Origin of the sequence: Nonomuraea pusilla, from assembly GCF_900109355.1 — a bacterium.
Classification (GTDB): Bacteria; Actinomycetota; Actinomycetes; order Streptosporangiales; family Streptosporangiaceae; genus Nonomuraea; species Nonomuraea pusilla.
Genome location: NZ_FOBF01000006.1, coordinates 161,111 through 175,827 on the forward strand (window position 1 = coordinate 161,111; position 14,717 = coordinate 175,827).

Here is a 14,717-nt window from a genome sequence, read left to right on the forward strand (position 1 = left end):
TTCTCGATTATCCCTCCTGGTCAAGACTGGTTAGGCGCAAGGTCGTCAGAACGGGCAGGTGATCCGAATACGGCAGGCGTGGCGCCTGCGCGGAAACCGCGGTCAGCCCCTCGCCGATCAGTACGTGGTCGATCCGCTCCGACGGCGCGTCGGCGGGGGAGGTCGGGGGATCGCCGAGCGCGACCAGCGGGTCGCGCAGGCCCGCCGACTCCAGCACGGCCATCTCCGGGTCGCCAGGCCGGGTGTTGAGGTCGCCCGCGAGGAGCACCGGGCGGCGCCGGGCCCCCGGTGCGGCCTCGTCCGGCCGGTCCGCCTGCTCGGCGGGGAGCCCGGCGGCCAGGCCGCGCGCGATGGCCGCCGCCTCGGCGGCCTGGCCGGGCGGCGACTGCAGGTGGGTGTTGACGATGCCGAGCTCCCTGCCGCCCACGTCGAGGACGATCGCCTGGGCCTGGGCGCCCGTCGGGTAGCCGTGCCGGCCCAGCTCGTGCGAGTGGACGCTCTTCACGGGCAGGTCGGTGAGCAGCGCGTCGCCCCAGAGGCTGTCGGCCGCCGGGGCGAAGTGGTAGCGCATGCCGAGGCCGCGGGCGATCCTGGCCAGGTCGTCGTGCCCGCCGTTCAGCAGCCAGCCGCGGTCCACCTCGCTGAGCAGCACCACGTCCGGCCGCTGCGCGGCGGCCCAGGAGGCGATCGCGTCGAGCGAGAGCCGCCCGTCCAGGCCGAAGCCCATCCGGATGTTGTACGTGATCAGCCTGATCGTGTCGCCGGAGGCGGCGCGGACCGGGGGAGCGGGCCGGTACGCGAGCCCTGCCGCCAGCGCGGACACGGCGAGGGCGGCGGCGGGCAGGCGCCACGGCCTCCTGCCGGGCGGCGCGGCGGGCGGGACGCCGCGCCGCAGGGCCGCCGCGAGCGACGTCCCTGTGACCAGCACGGCCACGCCGATCACGACGAGGCCGTTGGGGAAGCCGAGATCCGTGTCGTACGCGGCGTAGTACAGGAAGACCGCGACGAGGAAGACGAGCATGCCGCAGAGCACGGCCAGGCCGGGGCGCCGGGCACTGCCGGGGCGGGCGGCGGGACGGGCGGCGGCGGGCAGGACCGAGCCGGTGCCCAGGATCAGCATGGCCGCGACGGAGCCGTTCCCCGACCAGGACGGCAGCGTGAACAGCACCGCGAAGACGACCGTCAGGACCGACCACGCGGTGTGCAGGACCCGCGGCTGGCCGGGTCCGGCCGACAGCGCCGTCGCCGCCGTCAGCGCCAGCAGCACGAGGCCCACGCCCAGCACGCCCTCCCACGCGCCGGCCGGTCCCTCGGCGGGCTTGGTCCACCCCGTGGAGGCCATGCAGACGAGCATCGTCACAGGACCGGCCAGGAACCACGCCGACGAGGGTGCGAGGTCCCGCGCGTCGCCCGGGCGCACCTGCAGGAGGAACGCGCCGCACAGCGCCAGGGCGCCCAGCCACGGCAGGGGGCCGTCCCGCCACACCAGGTCCACCCCGTCGAGCAGGAAGTGCACGGCCGACGAGGCGGCGAGGCCGCCCATGAGCCCGGGGAGCACGGCGGCGCGCGGCAGCGTGCGGGCGCACCCGTACAGGAGGACCAGGCCGGCGCTCACCCCGGCGGCGGCGACGTGGAGCTGGGCGACGCCCGCCTGCAGCAGCAGCCGCGCGAGCACCAGCCCCGCCGCCCCGGCCGCGAGCGCCCGCCCCGGCTTCACGAGCAGGGCGAGGAACGGCAGGACGAACCAGGCGGCGGCGTAGAGGCCCATCAGCTCGGGAGGGGTCTCGCCCGCGCGGCCGAACAGGGTGATGAGCGACGGCAGGAAGACGCGCAGGACGTCGAGGAGCAGCATGACGCCGATCGCGAGCATGACGGCGTGACCTCGGGGGATGGTCATGAGCCATCCTCGTGTTCACCGGCGGTGATCCGCAAGCCTGGAGCGCTAAACTTCTAACAACCTTTTCGAATAGACGGTGGGATTCAGCGTGGAGCGACGCCCTGGTGTGCCCAGACTGCTCAGGGAGATCAACGACCGGGCCGCACTGGAGCTGCTGCTCGCCACCGGGCCCATGACGCGCGGCCAGATCGGCGACCTGACCGGGCTGTCCAAGGTCACGGCGTCGCAGACGCTGGCCAGGCTGGAGGAGCGCGGCCTCGTCGAGGTGGTCGGCGCCCAGGCCGGAGGGCGCGGCCCCAACGCGGCGCTCTACTCCGTGATCCCCTCCAGCGCGTACGTGGCCGGGCTGGAGGTGGGCCCCGAGCTGATCTCCACGGCGGTGGCCGACATCCACGGCCGCACCATCTCCGAGGTCACCGTCGACCCGCAGGCCCACCCCGACCCCGTCTCCGCCGTGCACGACGCGATCGCCAAGGCGTGCCGCAGCGCCAAGGTCGGTCTGGCCAGGCTGCGCGGCATCGTCATCGGCACCCCCGGCGTGGTCGATCCGCGCAGCGGCGACGTGCGCTTCTCCTTCGACCTGCCGGGCTGGCACGAGGGCATCCACGAGGCGCTCGCCGCCGACCTCAGGCGCGAGGTCACGATCGAGAACGACGTGAACCTCGCCGCCATCGCCGAGCGGGCCGACGGCGCCGCCCACGGCGTCGACGACTTCGTGCTGCTGTGGGCCAGCCGCGGCCTCGGCCTGGCGGTCATGCTGGGCGGCAGACTGCACAGGGGCCGTTCGGGCAGCGCCGGCGAGATCGGCTACCTGCCGGTGCCCGGCGTGCCGCTGCCCGAGGACATCCGCACCCCGCCCGGACGGCTGCCGTCGCTGGCCGGGGGTCTGCAGTCGCTGGTGAGCGCCGAGGCGGTGGCCGAGCTGGCGCGCAGCCACGGCTTCGCGGTGGGCGGCGCGGGCGAGGGCGTCGAGGTGGCCGTCGCCGCGGGGGCGCGGGGCGAGCCGCTGCTCGACGAGATCGCGCAGCGGCTGGCCCTCGGCGTGGCCGCGGTGTGCGTGATCCTCGACCCCGGCCTGGTGGTGCTGGCCGGGGAGGTCGGTCACGCCGGGGGCAGTGCGCTGACCTCCCGCGTGGAGGAAGCCGTCGCGTGCATCTGCCCCGTGCGTCCCCAGGTGGTCACCACGACGGTGACCGACCGCAACCCGGTGCTGCGCGGCGCCGTGCTGGCCGCGCTCGACCAGGCCCGGGAGGAACTGCTCAGCGCGTGAGCGCTCACCCGGCGAGCGGGGCGGGCCCCGTCGTTCACCCGGCGAGCGGGGTGAGCGGCGTGAGCAGCTCCACGGCCGCCTGCGCGTTGGCCCTCGCGGCGCCGTACGTGGCGATGTAGGCGGCGCTGCCCGGCTGCCACACCGGCAGCCCCATCTCGATCACCGTCGTGTCGGGCCGCGCCGCCACCAGCGACGAGACCAGCTTCTGGCTGGCCTCGTGCCGGTGCGCGTCCTTGACCACCACCACCAGGGACCGGTTCTCGGCCCTGGCCAGCAGTGCCGCGGCGTCGGCGGCGGCGGGCCCGACGCGCACGATCTCGGCGTCGGGCAGCCACGGCCCGACGCCCCACGGCACGTCGCCCACGGCGAGCGTCGGCGGGGTGTCCACCTCGATCACCAGCGGCTCGACGAGCGGCCGGGGCTCGCCGGTCAGCCGCACGGCGCGGCGGGCGGCGTCCAGACCGATCGTGGCCAGGTCGTCGGCGGCGTCGGCGGGCGCGCCGAACCAGGCCCGCAGCGCCTCCACCCGGGCCGCGGCCTCCTCCAGCCGCGACAGCGGCAGGCGGCCGTCGCGCACCGCCGCGACGATCTCCGCGACGAGGTGCGTGACGTCGTCGTACGACGGCAGCGGGCCCAGGCAGAGCAGGTCCGACCCGGCGGCGAGCGAGAGCACGGCGCCCCCCGCCAGGCCCACGCTCTTGGTGATGGCGTGCATGTCGAGCGCGTCGGTGATGACGACGCCGTCGTAACCGAGCTCGCCCCTGAGGAGCCCGGTCAGCGCGGCGGGCGACAGGGTCGCCGGCGTGTCGCCCGTCACCGCCGGCACGGCGACGTGCGCCGTCATCACCGAGCGCGCGCCCGCGCCGATCGCGGCGCGGAACGGCGCGAGCTCGCGCTCGCGCAGCACCTCCACGCTCACGTCCACCACCGGGACGGCCAGGTGGGAGTCGACGCGGGTGGCGCCGTGCCCCGGGAAGTGCTTGACGCAGGCGGCCACCCGCACCGACTGCAGCCCCTCCACGGCGGCCACCGTGTGCCGGGAGACCAGCTCCGCGTCGGCGCCGAACGACCTCGTGCCGATCACCGGGTTGTCGGCCTCGGTGTTGACGTCGGCGCTCGGCGCCATGTCGAGGTTGACGCCGCAGGCGGCGAGGTCGGAGCCGATCGCCCGGTAGACGCGGCGGGTCAGCTCGACGTCGTCCACGGTCCCCAGCGCGGCGTTGCCCGGGTACGGGCTGCCGACGTGGTAGGCCAGGCGGGTGACGTCGCCGCCCTCCTCGTCCAGCGAGATGACGGGCTCGCCGGCGGCGCGCAGCGCCGTGGTGAGCGCCCGCATCTGGTCCGGCCCGTGGACGTTGAAGCCGAAGAGCGTGACGCCGCCCAGGCCCTGTTCCAGCTCGCGCGACACCCAGTCGGGCGCCGTGGTGCCCTGGAAGGCGACGAGCAGTGTGCCGGCCGCGAGACGGCGCAGCCCCCGATCACTCTGACTCATGGCTCCTCATTTGATGAAATCTGTCGAAGATGGGCACGGCGGGGCGACGGCGTGCCCGGTGGCGCGCCGTGCCCGCGAAGCCGTGGAGGTCAGCCCTTCACGGCGCCGGCCACGAGGCCGGACACCATGCGGCGCTGCACGAGGAGGAAGAAGACGACGACCGGGATCGTCATCATCGTCGAGCTGGCCATGATGGCGCCCCAGTCGGTGCCGCGCTGCCCGAAGAAGTACTGCAGGGCGACGGGCATGGTGTAGCCGCCGGAGTCGTTCATGAGGACCAGCGCGAAGATCAGCTCGTTCCACGCGGTGATGAACGAGAAGATGCTGGTCGCCACCAGGCCGGGGGCGACGAGCGGGAACAGCACCCGCCAGAACGTGGTGAACCGTCCGGCGCCGTCGATCCAGGCCGCCTCCTCCAGCGACCTCGGCACGGCGGCGACGAACGTGCGCAGCATCCAGATGCCGAACGGCAGCGTGAGCCCCACGTTCACCACGATCAGCCCGAGGAGCTGGTCGTACAGGCCGAGCCGCTTGACGCTGAGGAACAGCGGGATCAGCAGCGCCTCGGACGGGATCATCTGCGCGATCAGCAGCACGATCAGGAACCCGGTGCGTCCCTTGAACCGGAAGCGGGCGACGGCGGTGGCCGCGAGCAGCGAGAAGACCGCGCCCACGAGCACCGTGCCGAGCGCGACGACCGCGCTGTTGCGCAGGTAGAGCCAGATCGAGTGCCCGGCCACGCCCTCGCTGAGCACGCGGTCGACGTGCTCGAAGGTGAAGTGCGTGGGGAACGGGATGAAGCTGGTGGTGAAGATCTGGTCGTTCGCCTTGAACGCGGTCGCGACCATCCAGTACACCGGGAAGATCGCGAAGAGGAACACGGCGACGCCGGCGGCGTTGAGCAGGACCTTGCCGAGCCGCCTGCGGGCCAGCGGGCTCATCACATCTCCTCCTGCTTGACGAGCTGCCTGACGTACACGGCGGTGACGACGAGCAGGATGACCGTCAGCACCACGGCGATGGCCGCGCCCGAGCCCATCTTGGGCGGCGAGCGGAACGCCTCGGCGTAGGAGAAGATCGACAGGTTGAACGCCTCGCGGTTGGCGGGGCCGCCCATGAGGACGTACAGCTGGCTGAAGACCTTGAAGTCCCAGATGATCGACAGGACGGTCAGCACGGCGAACACCGGCTTGAGCAGCGGGAAGGTGATCTTCCAGAAGGTCCGCCAGGCCGAGGAGCCGTCCACCTTGGCCGCCTCGTACAGCTCGGCGGGGATGCCGCGGAGTCCGGCCAGCACCGACACGGCGATGAACGGGAAGCTCGCCCACACCACCGTGATGATCAGCACCATGTAGATGGACCAGGCGTCGTTGAGCCACGGCTCGTCGGTCCAGGTCGCGCGGCCGAAGAGCGCGGACGACAGCCAGTCGGGGAGCAGGTTCAGCGCCCAGTTGATGACGCCTGCCTCGGCGTCGAACAGCCAGCGCCAGATGATGCCCTGCGCCACCGGCGGCACCGCCCAGGCGAACATGATGCCGACGACGACGAACGTGGACATCTTCCTGCCCAGCTTGTTGAGCAGGACGCCGACGGCGGTGCCGACGATCAGCGTGAGCGACACGGCGATGACGGCGAAGACGACGGTGTTGCGCAGCGCGGACCAGAAGATCTCGTTGTCGAAGATCTTCTCGAAGTTCTCCGTGCCGACCCAGGTGGCCGGCTTCTTCCCGCTGATCTGGACGAGGCCGACCTTCTGGAAGGCCATGATCCCCACCTGGACCATCGGGTAGAGCAGCAGGGCCCCGATCACGACCAGGCCCGGGATGAGCAGGATGTACGGGATGGACCAGACCGGCAGGCGGGTGCGCCTGACCGGGCGGTCGGCGCGGCGACGGCCCGGGGCGGAGGCGCGGCGGCCTCCGTCCCGGGCGAGCGTTGACGTGTTCGTCATCAGGGCTCAGGAGGCGTTGAGGATGTCTTCGAGTTCCTTGTTGGCCGCGCCCAGCGCCTCGTCGGCCGACGCCTTGCCCTCGATGACCTTGCGGGCGGCGTTCTGCAGCACGGCCTTGGTCTCGTTGGCCTCGGTCCACTGGGGGTCGGCGGGGAACGCCTTGGCCTTGGCGAAGGCGGCGGCGAACGGCGCCTGGGCCGGGTCCTCGGCCAGCTTGGCGAGCGCGTCGGGGTAGACGGGGAGCAGACCGCCGTCGGTGGCGTACTTGACGCCCCACTCCTTGCCGGAGGCCAGCTTCACGAACTCCTTGGCCAGCTCCTTCTCCTTGGCGCTGCCCCAGACGGCGATGTCGTTGCCGCCGAGGAAGGCCTGCGCCTCGCCGCCGCTCTTGGCGGGGAGCGGGAAGAAGGCGAGCTTGTCACCCTTGAGCTTGCCCTTGCTCTCCTCCTCGATGGCCGCGAGGTCCCACGAGGCGGTGAGGTACATGCCGACCTTGTTGTTGGAGAAGCGGGTGCGGATGTCGGTGCTGTTCTGGTTGAGCCGCGACTTGCTGGACAGGCCGTCGGTCACCAGGGAGGTGTACTGCGCGAAGCCCTCCTTGAAGGCGGGGTCGGTCAGCTTGCCGACCCACTTGTCGCCCTCCTTGACGGCGTAGTCGCCGCCGGCGGTCCAGATGAGCGAGCCGAGCAGGTGGTTGGCGTCGGAGCCGCCGTTGAAGGCGAAGCCGTCGACGTCCTTGCCCTTCTTCTCCTGGATCTTCTTGGCCGCGGCCACGAGCTCGTCCCAGCTCTTGGGGACGTCGATCTTCAGCTCCTTGAACCAGTCGGCCCGGTAGAGGACGGCGCGGGTGCCGCCGCCCCACGGCACGGCGTAGGTCTCGCCGTCGATGGTCTCCAGCCCCAGGAGGTTCTTGGGGATCTGGGCCTGGTCGCCGGAGGAGACGATGTCGCTGATCGGCTCCAGCGCCTCCTGACTCTGCCACAGCGGCACCTGGTCGTTGCCGATCTCGGTGGCGTCGGGGCCGGTGCCGCCGGCCGCGGCGGCGGTGAACTTGTCGTTGACCTGCGGCCAGGGGATCCACTCGACCTTCACCTTGGCGCCGGTCTGCTGCTCGAAGGCGGCGACCAGCTCGTCGGTGTACTTCTGCGCGGCGGGGTTGCTGTCACCGAGCCGCCAGAAGGTCAGCTCCTTGCCCGCGTACTTGGGGCCGGTCGCGGAGGCGGACGCGGCCGCGCTCGGCGTCTCCTTGGGGGTCTCGCCGGAGCCACAGGCGGCCACGCCCAGGGCCAGTGCGGCCGTGGTGACCGTAGTGGCTGTGATCTTCGCGATCCTCACAGGATTCTCCCTTCCCGGGTGCTGGCCTACGGTCCGCACCAGGCTGATCGTCAATGCCGAACGGCTGGTGCTAAACTAACAAGAAACTTTCTTAAAAGAAACGCTCGTTAGCCGATCGTGACGAGCGATCCGGACCAGAGGGGGCGCGACGATGAGCCGGAGCCCGGGAACCCCCAGGCTGCTGCGCCGGTTGAACGACCGTGCGGCACTCGAACTCCTCCTCGCCGACGGCCCGCTCACGCGGGCCGAGCTGGGCGAACGCACCGGCCTGTCCAAGGTGACCGCCGGGCAGCTGCTCGCCAGGCTGGAGGAGCGCGGCCTGGTCGAGGTGGCGGGCGAGCGGGCCGGCGGCAGGGGGCCCCACGCCGCCCTGTACGCCGTCGCGCCCTCCAGCGCGTACGTCGCCGGGCTGGAGGTGCTGCCCCACGGCCTGACCGTCGCCGTCGCCGACATCACCGGCCGCATCGTCGTCGAGGTCACCGTCGACCCCGACGACGGCGACCCGGTCAAGGCCGTCCACTCGGCCGTCGCCCGCGCCTGTGAGACCGCCGACGTCGGCCTGTCGCAGCTGCGGGCCTTCGTCATCGGCACCAGGGGCGTCGTCGATCCCGGCAGCGGCGACGTGCGCTGGTCGTACGACCTGCCCGCCTGGCACGTCGGCGTGCTGGCCAGCCTGCGCCAGACCCTCGGCCCCTCCGTCACCATCGAGAACGACGTCAACCTCGTCGCCCTGGCCGAGCACAGCTACGGCGCCGCCGCCGGGCACCAGGACTTCGTCGTCATGTGGGCCGGCGTCGGCCAGGGCCTCGGCGTCATGCTCGGCGGCCGGCTGCACCGCGGCATCACCGGAGGAGCGGGCGAGATCGGCTGGCTGCCGGTTCCCGGCGAGCCGCTGCCGTCGGACGTCTCCGAGCCGCAGTCGGGCTCCTTCCAGCGCCTCGTCGGCCACGAAGCGCTGCGCGGCCTGGCCGGCGCGCCCTCCGGCGCCACCGTGGCCGACCTGGTGCGGGACGGCGACGCGGCGTACCTCGACGCGGTCGCCGGGCGGCTGGCCGTCGGCGCGGCCGCCGTCGCGGTCGTGCTCGACCCCGGGCTCATCGTGCTCAGCGGCGACGTCGGGCGCGCCGGAGGCGAGCGGCTGGCGGCCAAGGTGGAGGAGGCGGTGGCTAGGATCTGCCCCAGCCAGCCCCGCGTCGTCCCCACCCGCGTCGCCGGGAACCCCGTGCTGCGCGGAGCCCTCGTCGCCGCCCTCGAACAGGCCCGGGAGCAGGTCTTCTCCGACACTGTGTGAGAATGACTGCACATGTGGCAGGCTCCGAGTGACATCGTGCTCATCTCCGACCCGCGGGTCGCCGCCGTCCCGGTGCGCGAGTGCGGCGAACCCCTGGCCGACATGCGTGGCCGGCTGCGGGTCGACACCCGCATGGCCGACCCCGCCGGCGCGTACGCGCACCTGCGCGAGGGGCTCGCCACCCGGCTGGAGCAGGCCGAGCGCCTCCTGCCCGCGGGCTACCACCTGCTGCTCGTCGAGGGCTACCGGCCGATCCCGACGCAGCGCGGCATCTTCGACGCGTACGTGGCCGAGCTCCACGAGGCCTACCCCGGCATCTCGCCGGAGGAGGCGCACGTCGCCGCCAGCCGGTACGTCTCGCCCGTCGAGGTCGCCCCGCACACGGCGGGCGCGGCGATCGACCTCACCCTGTGCGACCCCGACGGCGTCGAGTACGACATGGGCACGCAGGTCAACGACAACCCCGAGGAGAGCGGCGGGGCCTGCTACACGGCCGCGCCCGGCATCTCGGCCGAGGCCCGCGGCCACCGCAAGATCCTGGCCGCCGCGCTGGAACCGGCCGGCCTGGTCAACTACCCCACCGAGTGGTGGCACTGGTCGTACGGCGACCGGTACTGGGCGTTCACGGTGTCGGCGGAGCACGCGCACTACGGGCCCGTGGAGTTCTGAACCCCCCTGCCTGGAAGGGTTTTCCGAGGGTCAAGCGGCGGGCACAAACCGTACGGAGGCTCTCTTAACGCCCTGCGAGGTGTGTGTGGGCATGATTCCCCTGATCGGGATCGAAGAGGAGTACCTCGTCGTCGATCCCCGCACCCGCCACGTGACTCCGCGCGCGGCCGAAGTCCTGGCCGCCGCGACGGACATGCTCGACGTGGCACACGAGATCACCCGTTTCCAGGTGGAGGCGCGCACCCCGCCCTCCGCCGACCTGACCGAACTGGGGTCGCGGCTGCGCGCGACCCGCAAGGACGTCGCCGTCGCGGCGCGTTCCTGCGGGCTCGCCGTCGTCGCGAGCGGCATCCCCGTCCTGGGGAGCGCCATGCCGCCGCCGCTCACCGATCACGCCCGCTACGAGCAGGGCCGCGTCCTGTACCGCGCCCTCCAGGACGAGATCAGCATCTGCGCCCTGCACGTCCACGTGGACGTGCCGGACGAGGAGCACGCCGTCTACGTCGGCAACCACCTGCGGCCGTGGTTGCCCACACTCATCGCCCTGGCCGCCAACTCGCCGTTCTTCGTGGGCCGCGACACCGGCTACGCGTCCTGGCGGGTGATCAGCTGGGGGCGGTGGCCGGTGTCCGGCGCGCCGCCGTACTTCCCGACGTTCGCCGAGTACGAGCTGGCGCTGCGCGCGCTCGCCGAGTCGGGCGCGCTCATGGACCCCAAGACGGTCTTCTGGGACACCAGGCCGTCGCCCACGCTGCCGACCGTCGAGATCCGCGTCGCCGACGTGCCCCTCGACGTCACCGACAGCCTGACCATCATCGGCCTCATCAGGGCCCTCGTCGTCACCTCGCTCGCCGCGGTGACCCGCGGCGACCGGGGCCTGCCCATCCCGTCGGAGGTGCTGCGCGCCGCGTACTGGCGGGCCGCCCGCGACGGGCTGCTCGGCGACAGCCTCGACGTGCGGGACGGCAGGCTGGTGCCCGCGCCGGTGCTGGCCGGTCGCCTGTTCGAGCACGTCAAGGGGGCGCTGGCCGAGGCCGGTGACCTGCGCTTCGTCGAGGAGGGCCTGGACCGCCTGCTCAGGAAGGGCTCGGGGGCGATGCGCCAGCGTCGCGTCCACGCCAGGGGCCACGACCTGGCGGAGGTGGTGGACGACCTCATCGAGGCGACCGTCGCCTGACCCCGCGTCGCGGACGTCCTGGCCGCGGACCAGGCCGAAGGGCGCCGGAACATGCCCACGGGTCTCAGCGCAGCGCCAGCACCGCGGCGACGCCGAGACCGAACGCGACGACCACGCCGCGCAGCACGTTCGGCGACAGCAGTCGCGCCAGGCGGGTGCCGAGGAAGCCGCCCGCCAGGCTCGCCGGAGCCACCACGGCCACCGCCTCCCACTGCACGGGACCGAACAGCGAGAACGCCACCACCGACACCGTGCTGATCACCAGCGAGAGCGCCGCGCGCACCGCGTTGACCCGGTGCAGGTCATCGTGCAGGAACATGCCGAGCACCGCCAGCAGCAGCACCCCCATCCCGCCGTTGAAGTACGCGCCGTAGCAGCCGCCGAGGAACACGCCCGCGTACACCAGGCGGCTGGGCGGCCCGCCCGCCGCGCCGCCGAACCTGCGCCGCAGCCACGGCTGGGCCAGCAGCGCCACGCTGGCGAACGCCACCAGCCACGGCACCAGCGAGTCGAACACCTGGCCCGGCGTGAGCAGCAGGATCGCCGCGCCCGCCGCCGCGCCGAGCACCGTCGCGGCCGACAGCGCCGCCGTCCTCGCCTGCTGCCCGCGCAGCTCGGCCCGGTAGCCCAGCACGCCGCCCAGGTAGCCGGGCCACAGCGCCACCGCGTTGGTCACCGACGCGGTCACGCCCGGGTACCCCAGCGCCACCAGGGCGGGGAAGGAGATCAGCGTGCCGCCGCCGGCCAGGGCGTTGACCGCCCCGGCCAGGAGCCCCGCCCCCGCCATGAAGGCCAGGTCGGCGGGCGTCATCGGCCCACCGCGTAGCCCTGCGCGCCCCGCGGGTTCGCCGCCGCCCTGAGGAAGCCGCCGTCGCGGGCGACCGCGCTGAGCCGGCCCAGCGACCACGGGCCGTCCACCTCGACCAGGTGACCGCGCCGGCGCAGCTCGGCGACCACGCCCGGGTCCAGCCGCTCCTCCACCTTGACGACGCCCGGACGCGAGCCGCGCGGGAAGAACGAGCTGGGGAAGTGCTCGGAGTGGAACATGGGCGCGTCGATGGCCTCCTGCAGGTTCAGCCCGCCGTGGACCACCGCAAGGAAGAACGCCAGACTCCACTGGTCCTGCTGGTCGCCGCCCGGCGTGCCGAACGCCAGCCACGGCCTGCCGTCCCTGAGGGCGAACGACGGCGACAGCGTGGTGCGGGGGCGCGCCCCGGGCCGCAGCGAGGCCGGCAGCCCCTCCTCCAGCCAGAACATCTGCGCCCTGGTGCCCAGGCAGAAGCCCAGCTCGGGGATGATCGGCGAGCTCTGCAGCCACCCGCCGCTCGGGGTGGCGGAGACCATGTTGCCGTGCCGGTCCACGACGTCGAGGTGGCAGGTGTCGCCGCGTACGGTGCCGTCGGGGCCGACGATCTCGTCACCGGCTGCCGGGCCGCCCGCCTGGCCACCCGCCGGCTCGCTCTGCTCGCCCGGCCGGCGGCCTCCCTGGCCGATCGTCGGCTCGCCGAGGCCGCCCGTACGGCGCGCCCCGGCGCCTCCCGTGGTGTCGCCCTCGGGCCCCGGGAACGCCGGCAGCCGCGGCTGCCGCCCGCCGGGAGCGCCCGGACGCAGTTCCAGGCTCGCCTCGTCGCCCACCAGCGCCCGCCGCCGCGCGTTGTACTCCTCGCCCAGCAGGTCGGCCAGCGGCACGTCGGCGTCGCCGTACCAGGCCTCGCGGTCGGCGAACGCCAGCTTCGCGCACTCCGTGACGGTGTGGACGTAGTCGGCGCTGAGGTGGCCCATGGCGTCCAGGTCGAACCCGGACAGCAGCGCGAGCTGCTGGAGGAACACCGGGCCCTGCCCCCAGGGGCCGGTCTTGCAGACCGTGTGGCCGTGGTAGTCGAGGCGGACGGGGTCCTCGACGGTCGCCGTCCAGCGGGCCAGGTCGTCGCCGGTCAGCAGCCCGCCGTGCACCTCGCCCGAGCTGTCGCGCCAGGCCGTCGTGGCACAGAACCGGGCGATCGCCTCGGCGACGAAGCCCTCGTACCAGGCGGCGCGGGCCGCCGCGATCTGGCCCTCGCGCGTGGAGCAGGCCGCCTCCGCCTCGGCCACCAGCCTCCTGTACGTCTCCGCGAGCACCGGGTTGGCGAGCTTCGAGCCGACGTCCGGCACCCGGCCGCCGGGCAGCCAGGTCGCCGCCGACGTGGGCCAGTCGGCGGTGAACAGGCCCTCCACCGAGGCGATGGTGGCGGCGATGCGGCCGAGCACCGGCACCCCGTGCTCGGCGTAGTGGATGGCCGGGGCCAGCACGTCCGCCAGCCGCCAGGTGCCCCAGCGCTCCAGCATGAGCATCCAGCCGCCGAACGCGCCGGGAACCGTCGCGGCCAGCAGGCCCGTGCCGGGGACGACGTCGAGGCCCATGCCGGTGTAGCGCTCGACGGTGGCGGCGGCGGGCGCGACGCCCTGGCCGCACACCACGGACACCTTCTGGTCGTCCTCGCTCCACAGCAGGATCGGCACCTCGCCGCCGGGGCCGTTCAGGTGCGGCTCGGCCACCTGGAGGACGAAACCGGCGGCCACGGCGGCGTCGAAGGCGTTGCCGCCGCGTTCCAGCACGCCCATGCCGGTGGCGGAGGCGAGCCAGTGGGTGCTGGCGACCATGCCGAAGTCGCCCGACAGCTCGGGCCTGGTGGTGAACACGGGACGCTCCTAGGAGGGGTGCTTGGCTCGACTTTGGGACACTGTATACAAAACCTCACAGGGGAGCCAGGAGGAGGGTCTCCGGCCGGAGCTCAGGGCGCGGGGTCGTGGGCAGGGCCGACGGGCCCCCGGGCGGGATGCCGCGCCGGGCCGCTGGCCTCGCCGGCCGGGTCGAGGGGCTCGTGGGGCTGGTCGTGGGGCTCGTGGGGCTGGTCGTGGGCGCGGTCGACGGCGGACAGGAACGAGCGGCGGGCCGCGGCGACGTGCGCGACGGCCCGCGCCTGGGCCTCGTCCTCGTCGCCCGCCGCGATGGCCTCGTACAGGCTGAGGTGTTCCGACCAGGAGTGGGGGCCGCGCGCCGCGGCGGTCTGGCTGAAGACCCACTGCGCCCGCTGGAGCATCGGCGTCATCATCAGGTTGAGGTACGAGTTGCCGGCCGCCTCGCCCACGGCCAGGTGGAAGGCGGTGTTGAGGTCGGCCACGTCGTCCAGCCTGCCCTGCTCGACGGCCTCCTTCGCCGATTCGAGCACACGGCGCAGCCGGTCGGCCGAGCCCGGCGTCCGCTTGCGGGCCGCGAGCCGCGCCGCCAGGCCCTCGATGGCCATGCGGACGTCGAACAGCTCCTCGCCCTCCTCGACGGACAGGCGCGCGACGGTCGCCCCGATGCGCGGCACCACCTGGACGAACCCCTCGGCGGCCAGCACCCGGATGGACTCGCGCACCGGGTTGCGGGACACGCCGAGCAGGGCGGCGAGGCGGTCCTCCACCAGTCGCTCGCCCTGGGCGAGCTCGCCGGAGAGTATGCGGCGCCGCAGCTCGGCGGTGACCTCGTCGCGCAGGGTGCGGTGCGCGGCGCCCAGGGTCTGATCAGTCATAGGTAGGCCAATCGTATACAGGCGGCCGCCGCCCTCCGAGCTTGCAGTTCGGCCTACGAACTAATATGGTTCGTATCCCGA

At 73.3% G+C, this 14,717-nt stretch carries 12 protein-coding genes; 4 read left to right on the top strand and 8 right to left on the bottom strand.

Translation table 11 applies throughout. The annotated features are described in order from the left end of the window. Positions 1 to 7: 7 nt before the first annotated feature. Positions 8 to 1,897 carry an endonuclease/exonuclease/phosphatase family protein gene (locus tag BMX74_RS15095; protein ID WP_091100913.1) on the bottom strand — a complete coding sequence of 630 codons (1,890 nt, stop codon included), beginning with the start codon at positions 1,895 to 1,897 and terminating at the stop codon, positions 8 to 10. A gap of 88 nt (positions 1,898 to 1,985) precedes the next feature. On the opposite strand from BMX74_RS15095, the gene BMX74_RS15100 reads away from it, so the two are divergent. After that, complete coding sequence (locus tag BMX74_RS15100) at positions 1,986 to 3,167, top strand: ROK family transcriptional regulator (protein ID WP_091101209.1); 1,182 nt, start codon at positions 1,986 to 1,988, stop codon at positions 3,165 to 3,167. A gap of 34 nt (positions 3,168 to 3,201) precedes the next feature. Here the strand turns inward: BMX74_RS15100 and BMX74_RS15105 are convergent, their stop codons facing one another. The 4 genes from BMX74_RS15105 to BMX74_RS15120 all read right to left on the bottom strand — a co-directional run bounded on the left by BMX74_RS15105 (position 3,202) and on the right by BMX74_RS15120 (position 7,945). Next, positions 3,202 to 4,659, bottom strand: a complete 1,458-nt coding sequence (locus BMX74_RS15105; RefSeq protein ID WP_091100915.1) for a glycoside hydrolase family 3 protein — start codon at positions 4,657 to 4,659, stop codon at positions 3,202 to 3,204. 89 nt (positions 4,660 to 4,748) lie between these two features. Next, positions 4,749 to 5,600 carry a carbohydrate ABC transporter permease gene (locus tag BMX74_RS15110; RefSeq protein ID WP_055503562.1) on the bottom strand — a complete coding sequence of 284 codons (852 nt, stop codon included), beginning with the start codon at positions 5,598 to 5,600 and terminating at the stop codon, positions 4,749 to 4,751. Beyond that, positions 5,600 to 6,610, bottom strand: coding sequence for a carbohydrate ABC transporter permease (locus tag BMX74_RS15115; protein WP_055503561.1), 1,011 nt, complete (start codon positions 6,608 to 6,610; stop codon positions 5,600 to 5,602). The genes BMX74_RS15110 and BMX74_RS15115 overlap by 1 nt, the downstream gene beginning before the upstream one ends. A gap of 6 nt (positions 6,611 to 6,616) precedes the next feature. After that, positions 6,617 to 7,945 (bottom strand): extracellular solute-binding protein, encoded by a 1,329-nt coding sequence (locus tag BMX74_RS15120; RefSeq protein ID WP_055503560.1) that lies wholly within the window; start codon positions 7,943 to 7,945, stop codon positions 6,617 to 6,619. Between the two features lie 151 nt (positions 7,946 to 8,096). Between BMX74_RS15120 and BMX74_RS15125 the strand changes: the two genes are divergently transcribed. The 3 genes from BMX74_RS15125 to BMX74_RS15135 all read left to right on the top strand — a co-directional run bounded on the left by BMX74_RS15125 (position 8,097) and on the right by BMX74_RS15135 (position 11,082). After that, on the top strand, positions 8,097 to 9,236 hold the full coding sequence (locus BMX74_RS15125) for an ROK family transcriptional regulator (RefSeq protein ID WP_091100918.1): 1,140 nt from the start codon (positions 8,097 to 8,099) through the stop codon (positions 9,234 to 9,236). A gap of 12 nt (positions 9,237 to 9,248) precedes the next feature. Beyond that, entirely contained in the window at positions 9,249 to 9,905 is a 657-nt protein-coding gene (locus BMX74_RS15130) for a M15 family metallopeptidase (protein WP_055503558.1), read from the top strand. A gap of 91 nt (positions 9,906 to 9,996) precedes the next feature. After that, positions 9,997 to 11,082, top strand: coding sequence for a carboxylate-amine ligase (locus BMX74_RS15135; RefSeq protein WP_055504102.1), 1,086 nt, complete (start codon positions 9,997 to 9,999; stop codon positions 11,080 to 11,082). 64 nt (positions 11,083 to 11,146) lie between these two features. On the opposite strand, the gene BMX74_RS15140 is transcribed toward BMX74_RS15135, so the two are convergent. The 3 genes from BMX74_RS15140 to BMX74_RS15150 form a co-directional block, all read right to left on the bottom strand. After that, positions 11,147 to 11,893: a sulfite exporter TauE/SafE family protein gene (locus BMX74_RS15140; protein WP_055503557.1), complete on the bottom strand. Its 747-nt coding sequence runs from the start codon at positions 11,891 to 11,893 to the stop codon at positions 11,147 to 11,149. Beyond that, entirely contained in the window at positions 11,890 to 13,722 is a 1,833-nt protein-coding gene (locus BMX74_RS15145; RefSeq protein ID WP_177227362.1) for a gamma-glutamyltransferase family protein, read from the bottom strand. Before BMX74_RS15145 ends, BMX74_RS15140 begins: the two co-directional genes overlap by 4 nt. Positions 13,723 to 13,853: 131 nt before the next feature. After that, a complete protein-coding gene (locus tag BMX74_RS15150; protein WP_091100922.1) occupies positions 13,854 to 14,636 on the bottom strand; it encodes a GntR family transcriptional regulator in 783 nt (260 codons plus the stop codon). Between the last annotated feature and the right edge of the window lie 81 nt (positions 14,637 to 14,717).

What these genes read in the sequence shown, in the direction of transcription:
- BMX74_RS15095 (WP_091100913.1), bottom strand. Translation starts at nt 1,897, where the DNA reads ATGACCATCCCCCGAGGTCACGCCGTCATGCTCGCGATCGGCGTCATG.
- BMX74_RS15105 (WP_091100915.1), bottom strand. Translation starts at nt 4,659, where the DNA reads ATGAGTCAGAGTGATCGGGGGCTGCGCCGTCTCGCGGCCGGCACACTG.
- BMX74_RS15110 (WP_055503562.1), bottom strand. Translation starts at nt 5,600, where the DNA reads ATGAGCCCGCTGGCCCGCAGGCGGCTCGGCAAGGTCCTGCTCAACGCC.
- BMX74_RS15115 (WP_055503561.1), bottom strand. Translation starts at nt 6,610, where the DNA reads ATGACGAACACGTCAACGCTCGCCCGGGACGGAGGCCGCCGCGCCTCC.
- BMX74_RS15125 (WP_091100918.1), top strand. Translation starts at nt 8,097, where the DNA reads ATGAGCCGGAGCCCGGGAACCCCCAGGCTGCTGCGCCGGTTGAACGAC.
- BMX74_RS15130 (WP_055503558.1), top strand. Translation starts at nt 9,249, where the DNA reads ATGTGGCAGGCTCCGAGTGACATCGTGCTCATCTCCGACCCGCGGGTC.
- BMX74_RS15135 (WP_055504102.1), top strand. Translation starts at nt 9,997, where the DNA reads ATGATTCCCCTGATCGGGATCGAAGAGGAGTACCTCGTCGTCGATCCC.
- BMX74_RS15140 (WP_055503557.1), bottom strand. Translation starts at nt 11,893, where the DNA reads ATGACGCCCGCCGACCTGGCCTTCATGGCGGGGGCGGGGCTCCTGGCC.
- BMX74_RS15145 (WP_177227362.1), bottom strand. Translation starts at nt 13,722, where the DNA reads ATGGTCGCCAGCACCCACTGGCTCGCCTCCGCCACCGGCATGGGCGTG.
- BMX74_RS15150 (WP_091100922.1), bottom strand. Translation starts at nt 14,636, where the DNA reads ATGACTGATCAGACCCTGGGCGCCGCGCACCGCACCCTGCGCGACGAG.